We start from the raw sequence: 20990 nt of genomic DNA on the forward strand, positions 1-20990 counted from the left end.
TGGAGGTTCGTTTTGGATTCCGTCACAATCTATGAAATTACGCGGCTGACGCTCACAACCACACTCATCGCTTCGGCCCCTGTTTTGGTCGTTGCGCTTGGGGTTGGCCTGATCATCGCGTTCTTTCAAGCGCTGACACAAATTCAGGAAATGACACTCACCTTCGTCCCCAAGATTGCCGCGATATTTGTCACCCTAGCCTTGTCACTGCCGTTCATCTTTTCGACATTAAACGCGCTTTCGAACCGCGTTTTCGACCTCATTTCCAATGGCGGTATCTAACGTGCCGCGCGTGAAAGAAACCTTAGCATTTTTAATCTTGGTGTTTTTCAGCGCCTCGAACGCAAGTGCAGAGGCAAATACTTGGTCATCCGGTTTTTACACATCTTCTGAGCCATCCAATACTGTGGTTATCCTGGAAGAAACAAGTCTCGCGCCGTCCTCCGTCTGCTTTCAGCAAATAATGGCAGCGCAAAAGAAATACGGGATACCTGACAACCTGCTCTTGGCGATCGGGCTTCAGGAATCCGGGCGCCGTGTCAGCGGCAAACTGGTGATCTGGCCCTGGACAGCAAATACAAACGGCAAGGGCGCGTTTTTTGGCAGCAAAGCAGCTCTTGATGCCTATGTGCGCAAAACCCAAGGCGAAGGCGTTTTTTCAACCGATGTCGGGTGCATGCAGATCAACCAGCGCTGGCATGCGGATCAGTTTGCCTCGCTCGAAGCGGCGACTGATCCGCATGCAAATGTCGATTACGCGGCGCGCTTTCTAAAGGGTTTGTTTGCGCAGACGCGTGACTGGTGGGAAGCAGCAGGGCGTTACCATTCGAAAAATGAAGTTTATAAAACCGCTTACCTGAAGAAACTGGTTCAAAACCAGCGCGTTGCGCAAAGAAATGCAAGCCAATTTTCAGACTATGCGCAAACCACCGACGAAGTTACGCTGGCTGTCGTCGCACCATCTGCACAACCCGGTTTCAACTGGAGCGCGGATATGACAGATGCCAATTCAGGGCGCTCGGTGGGCGCGATGTCGATATATTCGGCCCAAATATTGCAGCCGATCCTACCATCTTATGCAAAGGTGAACTGACCCATGGCAACGCCTGATACAAATCTGCCAAGCCGGTCGGGCTTTAGTTTTACCAAGCTGGGCGGCAACAACCGCGACATCGGTTTTGCATTTGGTATGGTTCTTATCCTTACCATGCTGTTCATTCCCCTGCCCCCGTTTTTTCTTGATCTTGGCCTTGCGATATCTTTGTCGCTGTCGGTTCTTATCCTGATGGTCGCCCTGTGGATTGGCACACCTTTGGAGTTCAACTCCTTCCCTACCCTGTTGCTTGTTGTGACCATGCTCAGGTTGGCGCTGAACGTATCATCGACGCGGCTGATCCTAAGCGAGGGTCACAACGGGCCCGATGCCGCGGGCGATGTGATACAAGGTTTCGCGCAATTTATTCTTGGTGGTGATTTCATAATCGGCATCGTTGTTTTTGCGATTCTGGTGATCATCAACTTTATCGTCATCACAAAGGGTTCCACCCGGATCGCCGAAGTCGCTGCGCGTTTCTCTCTTGATGCGATGCCCGGCAAACAGATGGCAATTGATGCCGACTTGGGCGCAGGGGCCATCACCGAAGATGAAGCCAAAGCCCGCCGCAAGAAAGTCGAAGAAGAAAGCTCGTTCTTCGGTGCCATGGACGGTGCTTCGAAATTTGTGCGCGGCGATGCCGTTGCCGGTCTGATTATCACGCTGATCAACGTTTTCGGCGGCATCATGATCGGCATGATGAGCCACGGGCTGAGCGTTGGCGAAGCCATGAACAAATACACTGTCCTGACCATCGGGGACGGTTTGGTCACGCAGATACCTGCGCTTGTCGTGTCGCTGGCTGCCGGTTTGCTGGTCACCAAGGGCGGCACCTTGGGCGCAGCAAACGAAGCGGTCTTGGGCCAGCTTAGCAACTATCCCCGCGCGCTGTACATGGCCGCAGGTCTGACATTTTGCATTGGCTGGCTGCCCGGCTTTCCTTTGGCAATCTTCTTGCCGCTTTCGGTGGGAATGGCCGGGTTTGGCTACATCATGCAAAAACAGATCGGCGAAAGAGACGCGATTGCAAAGATTGCAGCTGACAAGAAGGCCGCTCCGGAAGAATCCGCCGAAGACAAGATTTCCGAGATGCTCCGCGTCGACGACTTGCGTCTTGATTTGGGATCGGCACTTGTACCAATGATCACCTCGGTAAATGCGGCATTGCCCGGCAAGGTCAAAAGCCTCCGTTCACTGTTTATCAACGACTACGGGTTTGTCCTGCCCCCGGTCAGGATCAAGGACGATTCTGATTTGCCTGCAATGACTTACACAATCTCCTTGCAAGGGGTAGAGGCCGCCCGTGGAGAGGTTGACCCACTGATGATGATGGTCATCAACCCCACAGGAGGGGAGATCGACCTGCCCGGCAAACGGACACGTGAGCCGACGTTCGGCTTGGATGCTATATGGGTGGATGAAGCGCGCGGTGCCGAGGCTGAAATGATGGGGTTAACCGTTGTTGACCCTGAAAGCGTGGTGACGACCCACCTGACAGAAGTCATCAAAGAGCACATGCCTGACATATTAACCTATGCAGCGACCCAAGAATTGATTGAAGGTCAGGACAAAGACTATCAAAAACTGCTTTCCAGCAGCTCTGACAATAGTCCGGCGATCGTCTTGCAGCACGTCTTGCAGGCATTGCTATCGGAGCGGGTTTCAATTCGGAACCTCCCCCGGATCATCGAAGCCGTCGCGGAGGCGAGTGCCAACACCAAGAATATCCGTTCCATTATTGAACATGTACGTGGCAAGCTTTCCAAGCAAATATGCCAGTCGTTGAAAGACGCCCAAGGTTATATTCCTGTTATCAGTCTTGGTGGCGACTGGGAGAGTGAATTGGTAAAATCCATCTCTACGGCCAACGGCGAAGAGACGTTTTTAATGTCGCCCTCGCGGGTTCAGGATTTTGTTTTGGCGGCCCGAAAAGAAGTACAAAAATTCTCCAACGCGGATGAATGGCCGGCAATTCTTGTGACACCACATGCTCGCCCGTATGTACGTTCAATTCTTGAACGGGTTAGCCCCATGACACAGGTAATTTCCCACAACGAGGTCCACCGAAAAGCGTCCTTGCGCACCGTTGGCAAGATCGGAAACTAGTCGTGTCGCTGGATGCCTTTGTCTCATCGATCTTCTTTTCATACCTCGTCGTTTTCGCGCGCATCGGGTCTGCGTTGATGTTCATGCCCGGTTTCGGAGAGGCGCAGATTCCCCTTCGGCCGCGCCTGTCTATCGCGTTGCTCATCAGCGTTGCTCTGATGCCGATGGCCCCAATTTCACTTGCAATGCCCGACAGCCCCGTCAGCGCCGTTCTTTTAATCGCGAAAGAAGTGACAATCGGCCTATGGATCGGAATGTGCGCGCGTATCCTATTGTCAGCGCTGCAATTTGCGGGTTTCCAGGTTGGGCAGGTGTCAGGCTTGGCAAACGCTTTTGGGCCGTCCTTCGGGTCATTTGAGGGCGCAACGATGGTAGCGACCTTGATGCTGCTAAGCGCTGTGACCATGATCTTTGTGACAGACACACACCATCTTATTATTAGGGCATTAATGTCGAGCTATGAAATCTTTCCACCGGGACAAATAATGATCGGCGATTTGACCGATGAACTGCTCAAGGTTGCGGGCAAAAGTCTCTATATCGGGACAGCGATTGCGGCCCCATTCTTTGTCATGGGCGTGGTTTTAAACCTTGGCATGGGTCTTGCGAACCGCATGATGCCCCAGCTCCCTGTATTCTTTGTCGCCGCATCCATATTGATCGGTGCCGGCCTGCTAATCTTGGCCATCGCAATGCCCTCAATTCTTGATTTCTTTATTGAGCGTTTTCAAGAGTGGCTTTTTGGCTTTAAGATTTAGCCATGGCACAAGGTGGCGACAACGACAGCACAGAAAAGACGTTAGAACCGACTGAAAAGCGGCTTAAGGACGCGCGCAAGAAAGGCGATGTTCCCTCCTCCAAAGAGACGGGGAACATGGTCGTGATTCTTGCGCTTCTGGCGATCACGGCGCTTGTTCTTCCCTTGCAGGCACCCAAGATCATTTACGCCCTGAGTATTCTCATCGAGCAGACTTCAAATTTTGACGTGGCAACCGGCGACCCAGGCGTTAACCGCCTAGGCCAAATCATGAGCGATTTCTTCATGCGGCTGGCCATAGCAATCGGGCCTCTATTTGCCGTTTTGTTTGCAGGGGGCGCCATTGGCGCTGTTATTCAGGGCGAAACAGTCGTTGCCGTCGAGCGGATCAAGCCGAAACTGTCCAAACTCTCCCCCTTCGAGGGCCTAAAGCGGCTCTTTTCCGCGAATTCGATTGTCGAGTTCATCAAGAGCATCATCAAGGTCTTTGCAGTAGGTGCGATGGCGATCTGGGTGACCGAGGAAGCCGTTAGGCGCATCTGGACGACGTCGGGTTTCATTCCTGAATATCTTCCCGCCTATCTGGGCATCGCCGCGCAAAAACTATTGTTAGCTGCGGCAATATTTTTGGTGCCCGTTGCTATCGCTGACATTCTTTGGCGCCGTTTTGACTGGCGCAAGAAGCAACGGATGAGCCAAAAAGACATTCAAGATGAACAAAAGGAGAGTGAAGGATCTCCAGAGATTCGCAACAAACGCGCAAGACGGCGGCGTGAATTGTCACAACAGCGCTCGATTACAGCCGTTCCGCTGGCCGATGTAATTCTAACCAACCCGACCCACTATTCAGTTGCGCTGAAGTACAATCCCGAGAATGACATGGCTCCCGTCTGCGTCGCCAAAGGTGCCGACGCTGTTGCGCAGAAAATCCGCGAAATTGCCTTTGAAAACGGGATCCCCATGATCGAAAACAAACCTTTGGCGCGGGTTCTATATGATACCGTTGAAATCGATCAGGTCGTTCCCGTTGAGCATTGGGAGATCGTCGCTGAGATTATCCGCTTTGTTTTTGACCTCAAGAAAGACGGTAAAGGCAGCAAAGCCCCCGAAGGATCGACCCTGAGGACAAAGCCAAACTGATTATTTCAGTTTGATGCCCACCAGATCCTGGTCCCCAGGCAGTTGCGATCTCTCAAGGATAATTTTTGAAACTGCCCGCGCCCGGACCGCTGGAATTTTGGCAAGAATAGGCGCTGCGGTGCGTGGTCTCATATTGCCCAACACCATTATCGTTGTTTCAATGTCCATATCATCCATGATGCGTGCGGCATCTGTCGGTTTCATATTTGAATACAGATCGATCAGACGGTTCAAATCGTCCGTCTGAGCAGCTTCAACTTTGCCCAACAGCTCTTCGATCGACGTTTTCAATTCTGTCAGCGACGCCAGTTCAACCAAAAGACTTTCCTGAGCCAACGCCAGCTCGGCCATTTGGTTCTGAATTTCATCTTTTTGTTGTGCAACCAGATCGCGTTCACGGTTCAGCGAAAGCAATACTTCCTCCGGAGCGGTACAGGTTGTTTCCTTTTCCTCCAAACCACTCACAAGGGGCGGCGCATCCTCTTGAGGAACAGCTGCTGCATCCTCCTTGACTGCCGCTGTTTGAATAACCATCGGCGGGTTCTGGATTTCCGCGTCTTTGAATAAAGGCAGCAAAGGAAAAGAAAACGCCGCCTTTGCACAGAGAGTTACCGCGAGGCCGCCGAGGATGAGCTTACCGTTTAATAGCTTGATCACTGCTCAAACCCTAGCCGCGGGGGTATTTTCGAAAAATGCCTTCACAAGCTCTTTCTTGTCACGCAACACACGCATTTTGGAGGATGTATCAACTTCTTTTTGAGGGGCGCTACGTTGACTGGAGAACGCTTTTTCAACAGCCACAGTTTCGGCGACCGGTTCTGCGCCCGCCTTCTCGGCATCCTCAATGTTCTGGCGCATCAAATGAACTGAAAGCTCTGACTTTTCAACGGCATGGGAAAATTCGTGCACCAGGGGCTGCAACTCTTTAAGCGTCGCCATAAGAACACGGACTTTGCGCGATACAATGTACCCGTAACCAATACTGCCCATCAAAAGCAGAATAATTACGCTATCAATTATCGTCGTCATCATTTTCAGACTCCTCTAGAATTGCGAGCTTTTCAGTAATTTGAACGGCGACAAAGCCGTTATTTCGTTTGCCAAGAGAAACTTTAAAGATCGGGGAATCTGCGCATGTCATCAACGCCTCCACCCCGTCTTCAATGCCCAGATCAATTGTGTCGCCCGGCTTCCAGGACATGATCTTTTGAATTGGGAATGAAGTTTCCGTCAAAACGACTTCCATATCCATTCTGGCACTTTTGATTTGCGAACTGATGATTGCCTGCCAGCTATTTTCACCAGACGTCCGGTCGCCGAAATACATTCTGCCCAAATCGGGCAGAATAGGTTCAAGCGCATCATATGGAATGACCAAATCCAACGTGCCAACCTGACCCGCTTGAAGGATATTAAACCTCAACCGTGCGCACAGGCTGGCATTCTTTGTGATGATCGCCCCATCGCTATTCGTTTCTATCCGGTCCAGCGCCAGCTTTGTTGGTGTCACGACTGAAAACGACCTTTCCAACACGCTAAAGATGGTAGAAGCAAGACGCTCTCCAAACCGCAATTCAATCGCGGTGAATTCATGCGTCTCATCATCAATGTTCTTGATCTGGTGGGCCTTACCCCCAAGCATAAGCTCAACCGAGGTCATCAACAGGCTTTGGTCTAGAACCAGAAGGATTTCACCTTCGAACGGTTCGCCATCGGCAACCGCAAAAAACACCGGCGATGGCAGGCCCTCGATAATCTCTCCCATCGGAAGATATTCTAAAGACACCAGAGACACATCACACATGACGCGCGTCAAATCCGGGAATACTGCCGTGAGGTTTTCAACCATGCGTTCGGCGATAACGTCCAGCATCGGCAGGCGTTCGAAGTTGAAATTCGACATGCGGATAATCTCATCAACAAGATTAGCGCTGGCGGTATCAACTTTAGTATTTTGCGTCATTTTGTCCAACTCGCCACCTTACTGTACAATCAAGTCACGAATGAGGATTTCTTGCGGTAGATCATTGCCCACTGCGGCGCGTGCGCGCTTAAGAAGCTCCGATTTAACTTGTAGAATTCCCGCCATGCCTCTCACGTCGGATTCCGAAAGGCCGCGCAAATATCCATTAAATACATCACGCATGAATGGCTCCCGCTCTGTCATAAGAGCCTGAGCGCCGGGTTCAGTACGATAGGCCACAACCATACTGATCTTGAGAAAAACCCTTACAGCTTTGCCCTCACTGTCAAATTCCTGAATATTCGTGACAAAATCACCGATGTCCAACAACCCGTCATCGACGGCCTCAGACCCGTCTCCGCCCTTCGGTTTTTCCTGAAGCGCCATCGCATTCTCGGCAGGATGCCCATCTTTGGCCAACGGATCCTCAACCAAATTTGATTTTTTAGTGTGCGTGTCAGCATCATTTCCATGCGCGTCTGCTCCGCTCTCATCCGCCACCGCATGATCAGAATCAACTTCCTCAACGAGCGACTCGACCTCCTGGAGATATGCAGTCCGCGCGAGGAAAAACCCGCCGCCAAGCGACAGCACGCACATCAATGCAGCTGCAAGAAGCATCTTTCTTGACCCGCGCGGCTTTTCAGCACCCCCCTCGGGCGCATCCTTCGCAGCCGAAACACGTTTTTCTTTTTTTGCCACACCTACACCTGCAATCTATATCAAGAATAATTGCCACCTACCGTCAAAAATAACAAGGTTAAATTTTCTTTAATACTTGATCTTTCGCTGATATACATGATCTAAGATGAGAGGGCAGAAGAGTGGATATACTATGCAGGGATTGTTCGAAAATCTAATGGCGCTCGGCCGGACAAGGCTGGCTATCTTGCTTGGCGCAGGTGCTGCTATGGTCCTTGCGCTGGTCTTGGGATTAAGCGCAGTAACCAAGCCGGATTACACGCCAATCTATTCGAATCTCTCGGCTTCATCGGCCGGCTCCATTGAAGCGACGCTCACAAACGCCGGCTTCAAGGCCTTGATAACCGACAATGGGTCCAGCGTTTCGGTGCCGCGTTCCGACGCAGGCCGTGCACGTATGGTACTGGCCGAAACCGGCATTCCAATCGACGGCGATCCAGGTTGGGAACTGTTTGACGAAAGCAGCGGCTTGGCGATGAACTCGTTCTTGCAGAAGATTAACAAGATGCGCGCGATGGAAGGAGAGCTTGCACGATCTATCCAAACGCTTAATGGAATTGCCTCTGCGCGTGTGCATTTGGTTTTGCCCGATCGGGAGCCTTTCTCGCGGGATACTCCATCACCCCGGGCGTCAATCATTCTGAGGCCAGAGGCCGGTAGCGCGGTGAGCCGCAAACAGGCTGAGGCCGTCCGAAATCTTGTCGCATCTTCCGTTGCCGGCCTGGATATTTCAAAAGTAACCGTGCTGTCGGCAAGTGGCGAAACTATTCTTGCCGAAGGGAGCGAAGGCGTTGGTCAGAGCGGGATGCAAACAGCGAAAACTTCGGCAGAAGATCGCCTTGCTCAGGAAATTCAAAGCATTCTGACCGCCCGCGTTGGTGCCGGTAATGCCCGAGTTCATGTTAACGTCGAATTAAGCTCGCAGCGGGAAGTGATCGTAGAGCAGTCTTTCGACCCCGATCAGCAAGTTGTCCGCTCCACTGAAAGCAAGTCCAAAAACCAGAGCGATACTGAAGAGACCGGTAACGTTGGCGTCGAGAATAACATACCGGCGGCGCTGGCTGGTGGAGAGGGTGCGGCTGCAACAAATAACAAGTCCGAGACTGGCGAGACAGTCCAATACGAGATCGGAAACACGCGCCGTGAAATCGTCCGCGAAGCTGGGGATGTCCGGCGAATCTCGGTCGCTGTCTTGGTTAACGGGATCTACAATGCGGAAGGGTCTGACATCGTTTATGACGAACGCACCGTAGAAGAACTTGCCCGTCTGGAAGAACTTGTGAAATCCGCAGTCGGCTTCGAGGAAACACGGGGCGACAGTGTTTCGGTCGATAGTATGCGCTTCATGGACTACTCAATGGATTTGGGTGATCCGATCAACCAGTCTTTGGGCTCCAAGCTTACCGAAAGTATTGTTCCGATTTTCCGCGGTATTCTTGCGTTGTTGATTGTGGCCCTGGTTATGATCTTGGGTGTCCGCCCATTGCTGCGTAAATTCGGCGAGCCCCAAGAATTGAATAGCGTTGAAGAGGGCGTCTTGCCCCCAGCGAGTGCGGAGAATGCCGGGCTGTTGGAGACCGAGCAGAAAAACTATCGGCCCTTGATGCCGGGGCCATCGGCAGGCGCTAGTTCGGAAAAATTGACGCCAAATGAAATGTCTGGCGCGGACAACGGCGATCTGGAGTCGGCGGAATACATCAAAACGCAAGGTATCCGTGGCAACCTGCACAAGCGGAATATCGAAAAAATTCAAAACCTTGTCGATGAAAAACCTGATGATGTCTTGCGCGTCATTCGCTCATGGCTCCCCGCTGAGGCTGAGGCATGATTGAGCTGTTTGACCGCAATTTCGACGCTGAAGCGGGGCCGGTATTTCCTGAAAAACAGAACCCGAATTCGGAGCTGGACGATAAGCTGGCAAAAGCCCGCCAAGAAGGTTTTGACGCCGGTCGCCGTGTGGGAAAGCTTGATGCACATACTGAATTTGACGCCACCGAGACTGAGCGCCTGACACAGGAACGCGAGCAGATCAAAGCGCAGCTGAACCAGCTTGTTCAGACAGACGCCAACCAGGCCTATGAAGCCGAGCGCGATATCGTGGAAATGTTCCTAGGGATTGCTGATCGACTGGTTCCAGAACTGCTGGCCCAGCATGGAGCGGACTTGGCTGTGGCAAGAATTCGGGAAAGCGTAAAAAAAGCAAGAACAGATCCTATTTTATCCATCCACGCGCACCCGGATGTGGTGAAGGCCCTCGAAGAACAGGCCGCCACTTGGTTGGAGGAGCAGCCCTTGACTGCCAAGGTTACCATAGTCGGCGATCCAAAAATGGCACCCGGGGCGGCGCAGGTAAACTGGAAAGCCGGTCGTTTGAATTATGACATCGCTCAAGCGGCCCAAGCCATGCGAGAAGCGCTTGAAATTGCGGCCAATCAGTTGAAAGAAACCAATAAGGAAGCGGAATAAATGTCGGAAAATGAACGCGAAGCAATGCCGTCAGATCTGCCGAAACCAACAAAGGCTGCACTAGCTGCGAACAGCGCAAAGCAAACGTCAGAGCATGTCGCAGACTCCAAAAGCCTGGACGCTATTTTTGGTGTTAAGTTGGATGTTCGTGTTGTGCTGGGCCGTAGCCGCATGCCCATCTCGGAAATCCTTAATCTTACAAAAGGATCGGTTATCGAACTTGACCGCCGCGTCGGGGAACCTGTCGATATCATGATTAATGACCGCATGGTCGCGCGTGGCGATTTGGTTCGGGTTCAAGGTGACACTTTGGGCGTTGCCTTGCGTGAGATCGTCAAAGACTTCGTTTCCGAGATCTGAAGGCTGTGCGCATCGTTTTACCACCATTTCTGCGCCGTAGTTTAGCGTCCGCCCTATTCGTGAGTATCCTGTTGCTAATCGGCCAAACCGCATTCGCACAGGAAACCGATGTAGGGGGCCTGATCCGCGATTTATCGGCTACTTTTGGTGATGTAGCGCCAGGCAGTGATCAAGGCGCAAGCCTGTCGGGCCGGTTGATCCAGCTGTTCGCGATCGTGACCCTGCTTAGCATTGCGCCGGGCCTGTTGGTCATGGTCACCAGTTTTACGCGCTTCGTTATCGTGTTTTCCATGCTGCGCTTGGCACTTGGCCTGAACCAGACACCACCGAACATCGTGCTGAACGCAATGGCTTTGTTCATGACATTTTTCGTGATGCAACCAGTCTTCGAAGACGCTTGGGATGGGGGGCTCGTGCCCTTGATGGAAAACGCGATTACTGAAGAACAGGCGATGCGACGCATTTCGGAGCCATTCCGGACGTTTATGGTCGCCAATACCCGGGATAAGGATCTGCAACTGTTTCAAGATATTGCAAACGAAGCAGTCGATCCCGAAGCAGACACCCTGCCCAGCTGGCGGGTCATTGTACCATCGTTCATGATTTCCGAGTTGCGGCGGGCTTTTACCATCGGGTTTCTGATTTACCTGCCCTTCATCGCGATTGATCTTATCGTTGCGTCAGTCCTGATGAGCGCGGGTATGATGATGCTGCCCCCTGTTCTCGTGTCCCTGCCCTTCAAGGTCATTTTCTTCGTTCTCATCGACGGATGGTATATGTTGGCTGGCTCACTTATCCAGTCTTACGCGTCCGGATAATTAGCCGCGCTGACCCACAAAGGAATACTAATGGTGGATGAAATCAGGTAGTCTTGGCGGGCCTAGTTCATCCATGGTTGGAATCAAAAGAAGCTCATGAACCAATTCGCACCTCTCAGCAAAAACCGGGCTTTAACAGGCGCACAAAAGTCTGCGATCCTATTTTTGTGTCTGGGTGAGGCGCGCGGCGGCACAATCATGCAGCAGTTGGATGAAGATGAAATTCGACAGATCACCAAGGCCATTTCGAACATGGGCGAAGTTGATGCAGCTTTGGTCGAAGAGATAATTGCGGAATTTGACCAGAAGGTGAACCATGTCGGGTCGGTTGTCGGATCTATCGAAGCGGCAAAAGCTCTGCTTAATGAGTTCCTCCCAGAGGAACGCGTCACCGAGATTTTGAGCGAGATCGGCCAGAACAGTGCAGGGAACGTTTGGAAAGACCTGTCAAATCTGGATGAAAAGCAGTTGCTGAGCATTCTGGTCAAAGAGCATAATCAAACGGTTGCAGTGATCTTGAGCCGGATCAGACCGGATGTAGCCGCCAAAATTTTGCCCCTGCTTGGTGCTGACCGTGCCGCAGATCTGATCCAGCGTATGATGGGCATGGAGCGGCTGCCGAGCGACACGATCAAAAGCATCGAAACCACCTTGAGAGACGGCATAATGGCTCGGGTCGGTCAAAGCCCCGAGGCCAAGATCGAGGGGCAGCTCGTATCGATCTTTAACAAGATGGACGAAGAGCTTTTCAACACCATTACCAAAGCTCTTGAGAAAGACGCCCCCGATCAATTGCAGGTCATCAAGCAGAAGATGTTTGTCTTTGATGATTTGACAAAGTTCAGCGCTGTTATGCTTGGCAAGATCATGCGGGAAGTGTCGGCGCAAGCGCTGCCGCTCGCCCTGCGCGGTGCCAAAAAAGAAGTAAGGGAGCATTTTTTGGCGTCTTTGCCCGCCCGATCACGCGACATGCTTCAGGAAGAGATGTCTTCCATGGGGCCCGTCAAATCAAGGGATGTGAAAGACGCGCAATCTCAACTCGTCGATGCGGCACAGCGGCTGATCGCAGACGGAACGGTATCGCTGCCAGAAAGCGAAGAAGACCTTATTACCGAGGTTTCAGACTGATTAACGGTAAAGCTGTGAAGCCGAAAACGTTATGGTTGCGACATCGATGGTGATCGGCACAAACTGACTGCCAAAGTTTGACGACTGCATAATGCTCAGCGCAATATTGTTCGACTGAAACCCCTGCGGGTTCAGAATATCCGAAATCGCAGTGAACTTAGTGATAAGCCGATCCCGCTCGGCCGGGTCCTTAAGCTTTGTAATATCGTACTTTTCTTCAAGGATTTTCTTCTGTTGGTCCAGATCAAGTCCGGACATCTTTGACGGCAACCCGAGCGCTATCTGAAAAAAATTGGTCATCTTCTTGTCTCGAAGAACCTCGAACCAACCATCAATGCCTTCGGCCTGCTCCCGGAATTCCAAGACCGTTCCGAGGGTTTCGTTTTGGGCGTCATTCTCGCTGATATACTGCCTGTTATAAAAGCGGGATGCGATGTCATCCTGAAATGCTGTAGTTGAAAAATCGACAGTCCGAACGCCCGTTTCCGTGGTAAAGCCCAACGCAAGGTGCATCTCACGAAAGCGATTATCTGTGAGCCGGTTCAATAGCGATTCAGGCGCTACCGGGTCGCTTTCCAAAAGCTTCCGGATAAGACCCTTGCCAAAGATTTGATCCTCAAGATCAAAGGCCTTCATGACAAAGCTGTATACTTCGAAATCTTCGATCAGTTCTTTGGGCGAGGTTATATTTCCGATACGCTCGCGAAATGCTTCTTCAGCACGCTTGTTTACCGGTGAATCGCGCATTGTTGAAAGCTGCCGGTCCCGAGTGGCATCAAGCAGCTTGAGTGCTGTGGGGCTACTGAGTCCTGAAATGCTGATCATGTGTCCCCCTACTCTGCCGCAGTGGCGGTCGCGTTGTTTTCGATCAACTGCAATAGCCGCCCCTCATAATCCATCAGCGGCCGCAGGGCTCGCATCGCCCGATAGAAGTCGGCCTGAGAAACATGGCTCGCTGCCTGAAAGATATGATCGGCCATTTCATCATGAAAAACAGGGACTAACTTGCCTAGCCGCTTTTGAATAATTGGCACCAGCTTCTTGCGGATCGTTGGGTGCAAAAGAGCCGCCTGAATGAAAAAGTATACTTCCTTTACAGGCGATCTCGCTTCATCTTCTTTTAAAAGTTCCGCCTCGCGCACAACATCGGCTTGGTTTTCTATGACGATAACCTGCCGCCTGTCCGCGTTACGGACGACGCATCCGTTGATCAAAATGCGCTCATTCGGCTTCAATGTAAGTCGGAGCGCCATGATATTTACTCAGCCGCCAGGGATTGGCCGGAGCGCCCGCTCAAACCCTCAATGATGTTACGATTAACATCGATCAATGGCTTAACCAGTTTACCGCCTGCCATCACGCCTTGTGTGTGCTTTTCGACCCAAGCAGAAAGCGAAATCAACGAGGCGCGCAGTTCAGGGGAAAGACCGTTATTACTTTCCATCAGGTCAATCTTGAAAGTCAGCCAGATTTGCTGGTTCTTCCACAGCCAATGCTGAAGGCCGCCCGAAAGTATCCGAAGCCGATCCAGCCGGGCCTCGGCCGTATCAAATTCTTCATAGAGCCGTTCAAGTTCTGATGTCACTCCAACCAGAATACGCCGCTCAATCTGACGTGGTTCCTCGGTAAGAGAAATCGTCCGCTTATATGCGGTTACGCTCATAATCCTGCCTCATGTTTTTATTTTTCTACTGCACAAGGATTTATTTAACATGGTGAGGTTAAGGGAAATTTAAGGATTCAGAAATTACCCTCATTCGCATCAAGACTTGCAAAGATAGAAATAAGATTAGTGTATTAATGTTACACTAAACCAAGGCCAACTCGTCGAGTGGCGCTTGGCATGTGGCCGAAAATAGACCGCTAGAAATAAGGATTATTAACGGAAGCAATCAGTTAGGGCGCGATCCGCTAAAGCTTCCTGCGTGCGAGGTAACGCTGTGCATCTGGTGTTTTTGGGCGACCGAGAAACTATCCCCCTCGTGGTGATGACCTGCATCACAGCTTTCTTCAAACTTGGCGAGAGAAACCAGAATGTTGCCCATTGCCAAGCCCATCTTCTGCGCACTTACATGTGGGGCATTACGCATTTTTGCGCTTTCAATGAGGACGATAGTATCATCGCTGATCTCAATGCCGCATTCTTGGTCAAGAATATCCGCGAGCGTCGCGCCCGGTAGGACCTCCTCCAAACCATACATGGCGATCGGTTCATCGAAGCTGTAGCCACTTGTTGAGTAAAAGCAGGCCACCGGATGGGGCAAAAGGGATTGGAGCATTCGGGCCAGTGGCGAAATGCTGTCATCTTGACAGGCATGCAGGCTATTATTCCAGATTTGTTCCACCAGCATCGATCGCATAATTTCATTCCCCCATCGATATATTTCTACCTCAGGTTAACGTGAAGTTCGCGCTGGATGAATGAAGAATTTGTTAACTTTTGGGCTAGAAAGCTTGCTTAAAAATTCTAAAATATCGATGGGTCCATGTGCTCATATGGCTGTCTATTGAGCGCGAATGTCGCTAGAGCCCTGTAAAATATACGCTACATATTGCTACCTTAAGGCCAACAGCATCTATTTGTGGTGGTCGGCACAAAATACAGCCTAATCGTCATGGTTGAATTTTTTACAATTAACATTCTTGCTATGAGGGAAATTATGTGAGCGGGCGATTCGGAGCGAATCTCTCGAAATTGCCCACTTCAGATTGTATTGACGTTACGGAAGGAAAACGCCCTCAGATAACCTTCGAACCGTCATTCGGCCCTCAGCTGCAGGCCGAAGGTAATGTATTCCGGGGAAGACGGCCACCATTCAGATAGGGACATTCCGGCTAAGGCCAACAGCGGCTCTGATCAGCGTTGCCCTAAACTGACAGTCGCGCAATCTGCAACAGTTCGCCCAAGTCTCGTTTCACTGTGAGTTGATATCCGGATGAGCGAATGGTCGACAAATCAATTGCACCGTCAAACATGCCCACCAGCTTTTTCCGAATCTTGGCAACGTGAACATCAAATTTTCTGTCCCCGTAACGCCAAAGCCGCGAGTCCACCTCTAGGCTCAGCGCGTCACGAGACACAATTTCACCGGTATGCATGAAAAGAACATGTAAAATCTGGGATTCTTTGACGGTCAGGTCAGCGTTAGAGGCAACAATCGCTTCGATCTCGCCAAGCCGCTCGCTTCTATACAAATGTGCCAAGTCCAGGCTCTTGCCCAACCGCAGCAAAATTCGCAGTGCAAGTTCATTGATGGAGATCGGCCAGTCGAAGACATCAACGGCCCCCGCCAAGAACGAAAGAACGCCGGTTTCAGAACCCGTATTATTCAGAACCATGACCATAGGGCCGTCCGGCATCGTCGAGATTTCCTTGATGGCTTCAAATGTCGCGTCAGGGACCTCAGGAAGTTGAACCAAAATCAAATCATGTAAAGATGTCTTGCGAGGCTGGCTCTGGATGTCCTCTATCGTGTCGACCACATCAAGATCACAGCAAAGCACCGTTTCGACCATGCGCGTAACCGTGGCGCGCACAGCATCGTCGGCGCTTATCAGAAGAAGGGATATTTTCGCATGACCGTCCATTATACCTTCCAGATACTCCTGAGCATACAGTGCCCCGTTAACGACTCGTTTCCATCAAGGATATCAGTGTTTACGTTTCTCACAACCTTTTGGCGGTCGCCCAGGTACAAGGACAAATTTATTTTTGATATGTTTAACCTTTTTTAACTTTAAGCTCTAAGTATCCATCAAAGGGTTGCAGAAAGCACCCGATAATATTTTGAGGCTAGGTTCACTGATATGAAACATAGAATTGACCGACTTACCCCGCGCAACTCAGCGCTTGCCGCCGCTGCACATTTGCAAAAATTGATTACCCTGACCAAAGACGACAGTTTTTTGACAGAAACCATCAAGGTAGCCAATCAAGTCGTGCGTTCATCTGATCTTAGTATTTTCAATCAGAAGATGCATTAATAGTTTTCAATCGACCTGTTGTACGCGCCTTTGAGGGCCAATCATCTGACAATGTCAAGAAAGTTCACATGGTTTGTGTGACCTCAATACATTGAAAACAGGGTGTTTTATGGCAATTCTCAATTTCCGGTTGCAGTTTTACCAACAGTCAGGTTGCGAACAAAAGACTTGAGAAACTCTTGAAAGATGTGCATTAACAAATACTTATGTACTTAAGAGTATTCTTCCAAAAGAATGTAAGAAAGTGAGTGCCAGCGTGAGTGATTTTCTTGATGTTAGTCTGCCAAAGGCAACAGTCAGTATTTTGACTGCCTTTGCAGGACGTGAACACGTAACTGTAGAAGAAGTATTATCGCTGGCCCAGGAACTTCCCAAGGTTCTGGCGGAGAATGCTGGCTACAAAAAGACTGCAGTCGCGTCAAAAGAGCTGCCGCAAGCCCCCCCTTCGGACGCCCCTATGGTTGATGTTGCCAATTCGGTTACTGAAGACGCGGTGATTTGCCTTTGTTGTGGACGTGCGTTCACCATGCTCAAACGGCATCTGCGCGCAGAGCATGGGCTGACCGAAGCCGCCTACCGTGAGAAATTCAATCTCGCAGACGACCATCTTCTGGTCGCACCAAGCTATTCAATCCGGAAGGCTGCGACCGCCAAGCGTATCGGGTTGGGCAAGTATTCCCGGGAAAATACCGATCAATCCCCCCCGGTTTCGGGCGCTTAACCCCCCTGCCCCGCAGCGTCTCACCTTTGACATAGTTTCGTCCATCTAGTACTGATAAGTCTCTCAAGCTCAAGAAGCAGAAGCTTTTTTTGCCGACAGAACCGAAGAGTTCGAATTGTGAGAGGCGGAACTTATGGCAGCGACCACGCAGCCCAAGATTTTCAGGAAGATCGAAGTAATCGAGGGAGGCGGCCACCACGGTGGCGGCTGGAAGGTTGCTTATGCTGACTTTATGACGGCAATGATGGCCTTCTTCCTCCTCATGTGGATTTTGGCGAGCGCCGACGAGCAAAAGCTTCGTGGCATTGCAGAATATTTCACCGATGCCTCCATGCCAGGCGGGATTGGCGTTCTTGACGGTGCAACTCTTGGCCCGGCTGGCACTTTGACCGCATCCAACGGCGCGGTCGTTGCCCGGGGTACGCAATTGGGAATGGTTGACGATCCTGCGCCGGCCAAGTGGGAGATCAGAGACACAACCCAGTCGAGCGATGTGCAGCAGTCAGATGAAGAAATGAAATCTAAAGACGGCGCAGCAGACGAGCATGAAAACAGCTCCTCTTCGGCAGCTGACGCAGCACACGATGCGATTCTTCAAGATATGATCAAGCAGGAACGGCTTCTCGACGAACAGAAGTTTGCGGAGCTTGAAAAAGACTTGCTTCAGGCGATGCAAGAGCATCCTGAACTTGAGCCCCTGATGAAAAACATCATGTTCGAGAAAACGCCAGACGGATTCCTCATTCAAATTATTGACCAGGAAGGTCAGCCAATGTTCGTAAGTGGACGGGCAGAAATGCAAACTTCGACCTTGAAGCTGATTGAGAGCCTGGGAAGTTCATTGTCAAAGCTGCCCAATAGAATCGTGTTATCCGGCCATACAGACTCCATAAAGTTTCAGGATAGCAAAGTGTACGATAACTGGGATCTCTCATCGGATCGCGCCAACGCCACACGTCGAGTATTTGAAAGCTCGGGCGTTTCGCTGGACCGGATCATTCGTGTTTCCGGCCTTGCCGACACCCAAGCGCTCGTTCCGGAAAACCCCGAGGACCCATCGAACAGGCGGATTTCAGTTCTGCTCAAGTATAATGAGCCAAAAAATGCACCGCAGACCAATGACATTGTGAAAGACAAACCTGAAACCACAGGTCATGTTGAGCAAAAGGATAGCCAGCACGCCGACGCTACCGCCGACCATGTAAAAGAGGAAAACCTAGCAGCTGTCGATGATCAGGTGTTCGAAAACCTGCTTAACGTGCTACGGTAATCGCCCATCGTTACGCCTGCGCGAAGGATACAGACTTTCCGCTGCGCCGGCTTGAGAATTGCGGGCGGCGGGATCTTTCCGCAGACCGGCGCAAGAATTCGGGCAGCAGTGAATTAGCGCTGTCCGTTTGCGTTTTTCTCCCAGTCCGATAACCGGCAAAGCGGTTCGTCGCACATTGGGGGGTCGGCCGCTCGGAGCCTTTCAACCCAAGAAGAAGGGCCGGATCCAGCCCCTCTTCCAGTGCATAATTGTAGTTAACCGAATAATCCAAAGCGTCTTCCAAGATCCCTTGGTCAGATGCGATCAAGGTCATCAAGCGACGCTCATCAGAATAGAAGAATGTCTTTGTCTCATAACCCGGCACCTGAGGCACAAAATAAACGCTATTATCCTGAAGCTTCAGCCTCTCGACAAGTCGTTTTGGCATCGAGGCACGTTCATCACGCCGGAAAACGTTCAGACTACACTCACCAGACTGGTAAAGACATGTCGCCAGACAAATGTGATCAGGCCAGCCCGCAAAAATATACTTGAGATCATCCGCGTCAATGAGAACAACCAAGACGCGTTCAGTATCAGACATGCTTGTGAGCTCCGGAATCAAAAAGTTAAATTTAGTGTATGATCTAAGTTCATTTAACTATAATCAACCAAGCAGAACAATATCAAAAGCAAAAACTGTTGAACTGTTATTGCGAACTGCAAGATTAAGTGGCACCTTTAGCTAAAATGGCATGGATAAAAAATGACGATAATCATTGGATTTGCAGTTGTGATGGGCATGGTCTTCGGCGGCTATATGCTGTCGGGCGGTGACATGGGCATCATCACACATGCCCTCCCCTTTGAAGGGATGATGATTGGCGGCGCGGCTTTAGGGTCGTTTATTGCCGCAAACTCCTTTGCAAACATCGCCGGTGCAGGGAAGGCGTTGGTAAAAGCATTCAAAGGTCCCAAATGGAAATCAACTGACTACGTTGATCTCTTGAACCTGATGTATACCCTCGCGAAAATGTATCAGCAATCCGGGATGTTAGCCCTCGATGAACATATCGAAAACCCGAAGGAAAGCGCGATATTCTCTAAATATCCAAAGCTTCAGAAAGACCATTTTGCGATTGACCTGATCACTGACAGCTTCCGGATGCTGGCCATGCAATTTGACGATCCGTACCAAGCCGAAGACGTGATCAATAGGAAGCTCAAGAAGCACCACCACGAAGCGTCTGTCGCCCCGCATGGCCTTACAACTGTTTCAGATGCTTTGCCGGCGATCGGGATTGTTGCCGCTGTTCTTGGTGTTATCAAAACCATGTCTTCCATCGACAAGCCACCCGCGGTGCTTGGGGCCATGATTGGTGGGGCATTGGTCGGAACTTTTCTTGGCGTATTCTTGGCTTATCTTTTTGTTTCACCAATTGCGAACCGTCTGCAAGCGATCGAAGATCAGGACGGTATTTATTATGCGGTGATCCGCGATATATTCATCGCGATCCTGCACAATCATTCACCCGGGATTTGTACGGAAATTGGCCGCGGGAACATTCCAACCAGCCTTCAACCCTCCTTCTATGAGATGGAAGAAGCGCGGAAATCCCTCTCCGAGGCGGCATAATCCATGCCAACGCGGGACCGGCTAAGAGCACTGCGATTGGTGAGCCGTATCAAGCAATACGAGCTTGAGGCGATCGGAGCGGAACTGTCGGGGCTTCGTGCCAACCTGAATGACGTTGTTAATCAAAGTGAAGATTTGGCCAAAACCGCGTCGCAGGAAACCGCCAATTCCACAACAGATACGCGCCCATATCTTCCAAGCTATCTGGCTTCTGTTGACCATCACCAACGACTGCTCAGCCGGAAAAGCGAAGACATTGAAGCAGGGATTTCCAAGCTACAGACCAGTTTGCTGGATGCATTTCGCGATGTAAAAACCAAAGAAAATGTTCTTTCGCGGCTATCCCAAGCGGTCGATTTGGAGGTTGAGCGCACTGAAAACTCAGCCCTGGATGACGCAACGCGGAGCCTGTCGGCGCTCAAACACACTATTTAAGCCCAGCAGCATTGCCGCTAGGCTGAGTATTTGGCTTTCCAAATCTCGCGAATTTCGTCTGCGAGCGTCATCGGATCGAACGGCTTGACGATGATGGCCAAATCGTTCGGATCAGACAGCAACTTCTGGTTTTCCGGCCCGGCGCGCGCAGTCAGATAGATTGCGGGACAGTCTTTGTAATCAGGGAGTTTTCTAACCTGCTCCATCATTTCCGGCCCCGTCAAACCGGGCATCTGCACATCTGTAACAATAAGCTGTGGCGCAAACCCGTCTAACAGCTCAATTGCGCTCGTCCCGTTTTCGGCCTGTTTAATCTGAAATCCGCCAATAAGCTCAAGAGCAAGGCCAACGATCTCAACAAGCTGCTGATCGTCATCAACGTGCAAAATTCTTTCAAGGGTGTCCAATTTCAACAGTCCAAATATTGATCGT

The 20990-nt window shown here is 50.9% G+C and carries 26 protein-coding genes; 15 read left to right on the forward strand and 11 right to left on the reverse strand.

Translation table 11 applies throughout. The features are described 5' to 3' along the window. Positions 1–12: 12 nt before the first annotated feature. The 5 genes from ACSQ13_RS00625 to ACSQ13_RS00645 are packed head-to-tail and all read left to right on the forward strand — an operon-like array spanning position 13 to position 5096. Positions 13–282 (forward strand): flagellar biosynthetic protein FliQ, encoded by a 270-nt coding sequence (locus tag ACSQ13_RS00625; protein WP_176250957.1) that lies wholly within the window; start codon positions 13–15, stop codon positions 280–282. A 10-nt stretch (positions 283–292) separates the two neighbouring features. Continuing rightward, positions 293–1093, forward strand: a complete 801-nt coding sequence (locus ACSQ13_RS00630; protein ID WP_435988057.1) for a lytic transglycosylase domain-containing protein — start codon at positions 293–295, stop codon at positions 1091–1093. A 3-nt stretch (positions 1094–1096) separates the two neighbouring features. Further along, positions 1097–3199 (forward strand): flagellar biosynthesis protein FlhA, encoded by a 2103-nt coding sequence (flhA, locus tag ACSQ13_RS00635; RefSeq protein WP_295512650.1) that lies wholly within the window; start codon positions 1097–1099, stop codon positions 3197–3199. A gap of 2 nt (positions 3200–3201) precedes the next feature. After that, positions 3202–3957 (forward strand): flagellar biosynthetic protein FliR, encoded by a 756-nt coding sequence (locus ACSQ13_RS00640; RefSeq protein WP_295512648.1) that lies wholly within the window; start codon positions 3202–3204, stop codon positions 3955–3957. 2 nt (positions 3958–3959) lie between these two features. Further along, positions 3960–5096: an EscU/YscU/HrcU family type III secretion system export apparatus switch protein gene (locus ACSQ13_RS00645; protein WP_295512646.1), complete on the forward strand. Its 1137-nt coding sequence runs from the start codon at positions 3960–3962 to the stop codon at positions 5094–5096. On the opposite strand, the gene ACSQ13_RS00650 is transcribed toward ACSQ13_RS00645, so the two are convergent. From ACSQ13_RS00650 to ACSQ13_RS00665, 4 genes are read right to left on the reverse strand one after another with little or no spacing between them, the layout of a single operon-like run. Next, entirely contained in the window at positions 5097–5753 is a 657-nt protein-coding gene (locus ACSQ13_RS00650; protein WP_295512644.1) for a MotE family protein, read from the reverse strand. It abuts the gene before it with no gap. Between the two features lie 3 nt (positions 5754–5756). After that, positions 5757–6128: a flagellar motor switch protein gene (locus ACSQ13_RS00655; RefSeq protein WP_295512643.1), complete on the reverse strand. Its 372-nt coding sequence runs from the start codon at positions 6126–6128 to the stop codon at positions 5757–5759. Further along, on the reverse strand, positions 6109–7059 hold the full coding sequence (locus tag ACSQ13_RS00660; RefSeq protein ID WP_295512688.1) for a flagellar motor switch protein FliM: 951 nt from the start codon (positions 7057–7059) through the stop codon (positions 6109–6111). The genes ACSQ13_RS00655 and ACSQ13_RS00660 overlap by 20 nt, the downstream gene beginning before the upstream one ends. A gap of 18 nt (positions 7060–7077) precedes the next feature. Next, positions 7078–7761: a flagellar basal body-associated FliL family protein gene (locus ACSQ13_RS00665; RefSeq protein ID WP_295512641.1), complete on the reverse strand. Its 684-nt coding sequence runs from the start codon at positions 7759–7761 to the stop codon at positions 7078–7080. Positions 7762–7894: 133 nt separating this feature from the next. Between ACSQ13_RS00665 and fliF the strand changes: the two genes are divergently transcribed. The 5 genes from fliF (at position 7895) to ACSQ13_RS00690 (ending at position 12533) form a co-directional block, all read left to right on the forward strand. After that, a complete protein-coding gene (gene fliF / locus ACSQ13_RS00670) occupies positions 7895–9589 on the forward strand; it encodes a flagellar basal-body MS-ring/collar protein FliF (protein WP_295512639.1) in 1695 nt (564 codons plus the stop codon). After that, positions 9586–10227: a FliH/SctL family protein gene (locus ACSQ13_RS00675; protein WP_295512638.1), complete on the forward strand. Its 642-nt coding sequence runs from the start codon at positions 9586–9588 to the stop codon at positions 10225–10227. The genes fliF and ACSQ13_RS00675 overlap by 4 nt, the downstream gene beginning before the upstream one ends. Continuing rightward, positions 10228–10587, forward strand: a complete 360-nt coding sequence (locus tag ACSQ13_RS00680) for a FliM/FliN family flagellar motor switch protein (protein ID WP_176250948.1) — start codon at positions 10228–10230, stop codon at positions 10585–10587. A gap of 68 nt (positions 10588–10655) precedes the next feature. Then, positions 10656–11405: a flagellar type III secretion system pore protein FliP gene (fliP, locus tag ACSQ13_RS00685; RefSeq protein WP_435988100.1), complete on the forward strand. Its 750-nt coding sequence runs from the start codon at positions 10656–10658 to the stop codon at positions 11403–11405. 96 nt (positions 11406–11501) lie between these two features. Then, complete coding sequence (locus ACSQ13_RS00690; RefSeq protein WP_295512634.1) at positions 11502–12533, forward strand: flagellar motor switch protein FliG; 1032 nt, start codon at positions 11502–11504, stop codon at positions 12531–12533. Here ACSQ13_RS00690 and ACSQ13_RS00695 read toward each other — a convergent pair whose 3' ends face one another. The 5 genes from ACSQ13_RS00695 to ACSQ13_RS00715 form a co-directional block, all read right to left on the reverse strand. Continuing rightward, positions 12534–13358, reverse strand: a complete 825-nt coding sequence (locus ACSQ13_RS00695; protein ID WP_176250946.1) for a DUF1217 domain-containing protein — start codon at positions 13356–13358, stop codon at positions 12534–12536. It abuts the gene before it with no gap. An 8-nt stretch (positions 13359–13366) separates the two neighbouring features. Then, positions 13367–13786 carry a flagellar biosynthesis repressor FlbT gene (locus ACSQ13_RS00700; RefSeq protein WP_295512631.1) on the reverse strand — a complete coding sequence of 140 codons (420 nt, stop codon included), beginning with the start codon at positions 13784–13786 and terminating at the stop codon, positions 13367–13369. A gap of 5 nt (positions 13787–13791) precedes the next feature. Beyond that, positions 13792–14196 (reverse strand): flagellar biosynthesis regulator FlaF, encoded by a 405-nt coding sequence (locus tag ACSQ13_RS00705; RefSeq protein WP_176250944.1) that lies wholly within the window; start codon positions 14194–14196, stop codon positions 13792–13794. A 229-nt stretch (positions 14197–14425) separates the two neighbouring features. Beyond that, the gene (locus ACSQ13_RS00710; RefSeq protein ID WP_176250943.1) at positions 14426–14893 is read right to left on the reverse strand and encodes a hypothetical protein; all 468 of its coding nucleotides are present in this window, start codon (positions 14891–14893) and stop codon (positions 14426–14428) included. A gap of 508 nt (positions 14894–15401) precedes the next feature. Beyond that, positions 15402–16121, reverse strand: coding sequence for a winged helix-turn-helix domain-containing protein (locus tag ACSQ13_RS00715; RefSeq protein WP_295512628.1), 720 nt, complete (start codon positions 16119–16121; stop codon positions 15402–15404). A gap of 219 nt (positions 16122–16340) precedes the next feature. On the opposite strand from ACSQ13_RS00715, the gene ACSQ13_RS00720 reads away from it, so the two are divergent. The 3 genes from ACSQ13_RS00720 (at position 16341) to ACSQ13_RS00730 (ending at position 18508) form a co-directional block, all read left to right on the forward strand. Further along, a complete protein-coding gene (locus ACSQ13_RS00720) occupies positions 16341–16517 on the forward strand; it encodes a hypothetical protein (protein WP_176250941.1) in 177 nt (58 codons plus the stop codon). A gap of 256 nt (positions 16518–16773) precedes the next feature. Next, entirely contained in the window at positions 16774–17238 is a 465-nt protein-coding gene (locus ACSQ13_RS00725) for a MucR family transcriptional regulator (RefSeq protein WP_295512626.1), read from the forward strand. A 133-nt stretch (positions 17239–17371) separates the two neighbouring features. Beyond that, positions 17372–18508, forward strand: coding sequence for a flagellar motor protein MotB (locus tag ACSQ13_RS00730; protein WP_295512624.1), 1137 nt, complete (start codon positions 17372–17374; stop codon positions 18506–18508). Positions 18509–18518: 10 nt separating this feature from the next. On the opposite strand, the gene ACSQ13_RS00735 is transcribed toward ACSQ13_RS00730, so the two are convergent. Then, complete coding sequence (locus ACSQ13_RS00735; protein WP_295512623.1) at positions 18519–19091, reverse strand: flagellar motor protein; 573 nt, start codon at positions 19089–19091, stop codon at positions 18519–18521. 162 nt (positions 19092–19253) lie between these two features. Here ACSQ13_RS00735 and motA point away from each other — a divergent pair, with 162 nt between their 5' ends. Further along, entirely contained in the window at positions 19254–20123 is an 870-nt protein-coding gene (gene motA / locus ACSQ13_RS00740) for a flagellar motor stator protein MotA (RefSeq protein ID WP_176250937.1), read from the forward strand. 39 nt (positions 20124–20162) lie between these two features. Continuing rightward, on the forward strand, positions 20163–20558 hold the full coding sequence (locus ACSQ13_RS00745) for a flagellar motor protein (RefSeq protein WP_176250936.1): 396 nt from the start codon (positions 20163–20165) through the stop codon (positions 20556–20558). A 17-nt stretch (positions 20559–20575) separates the two neighbouring features. Here ACSQ13_RS00745 and ACSQ13_RS00750 read toward each other — a convergent pair whose 3' ends face one another. After that, positions 20576–20965, reverse strand: coding sequence for a response regulator (locus tag ACSQ13_RS00750; protein WP_295512620.1), 390 nt, complete (start codon positions 20963–20965; stop codon positions 20576–20578). Between the last annotated feature and the right edge of the window lie 25 nt (positions 20966–20990).

Origin of the sequence: Sulfitobacter sp. SH22 (assembly GCF_965641905.1) — a bacterium.
In the GTDB taxonomy this organism is placed as follows: domain Bacteria; phylum Pseudomonadota; class Alphaproteobacteria; order Rhodobacterales; family Rhodobacteraceae; genus Sulfitobacter.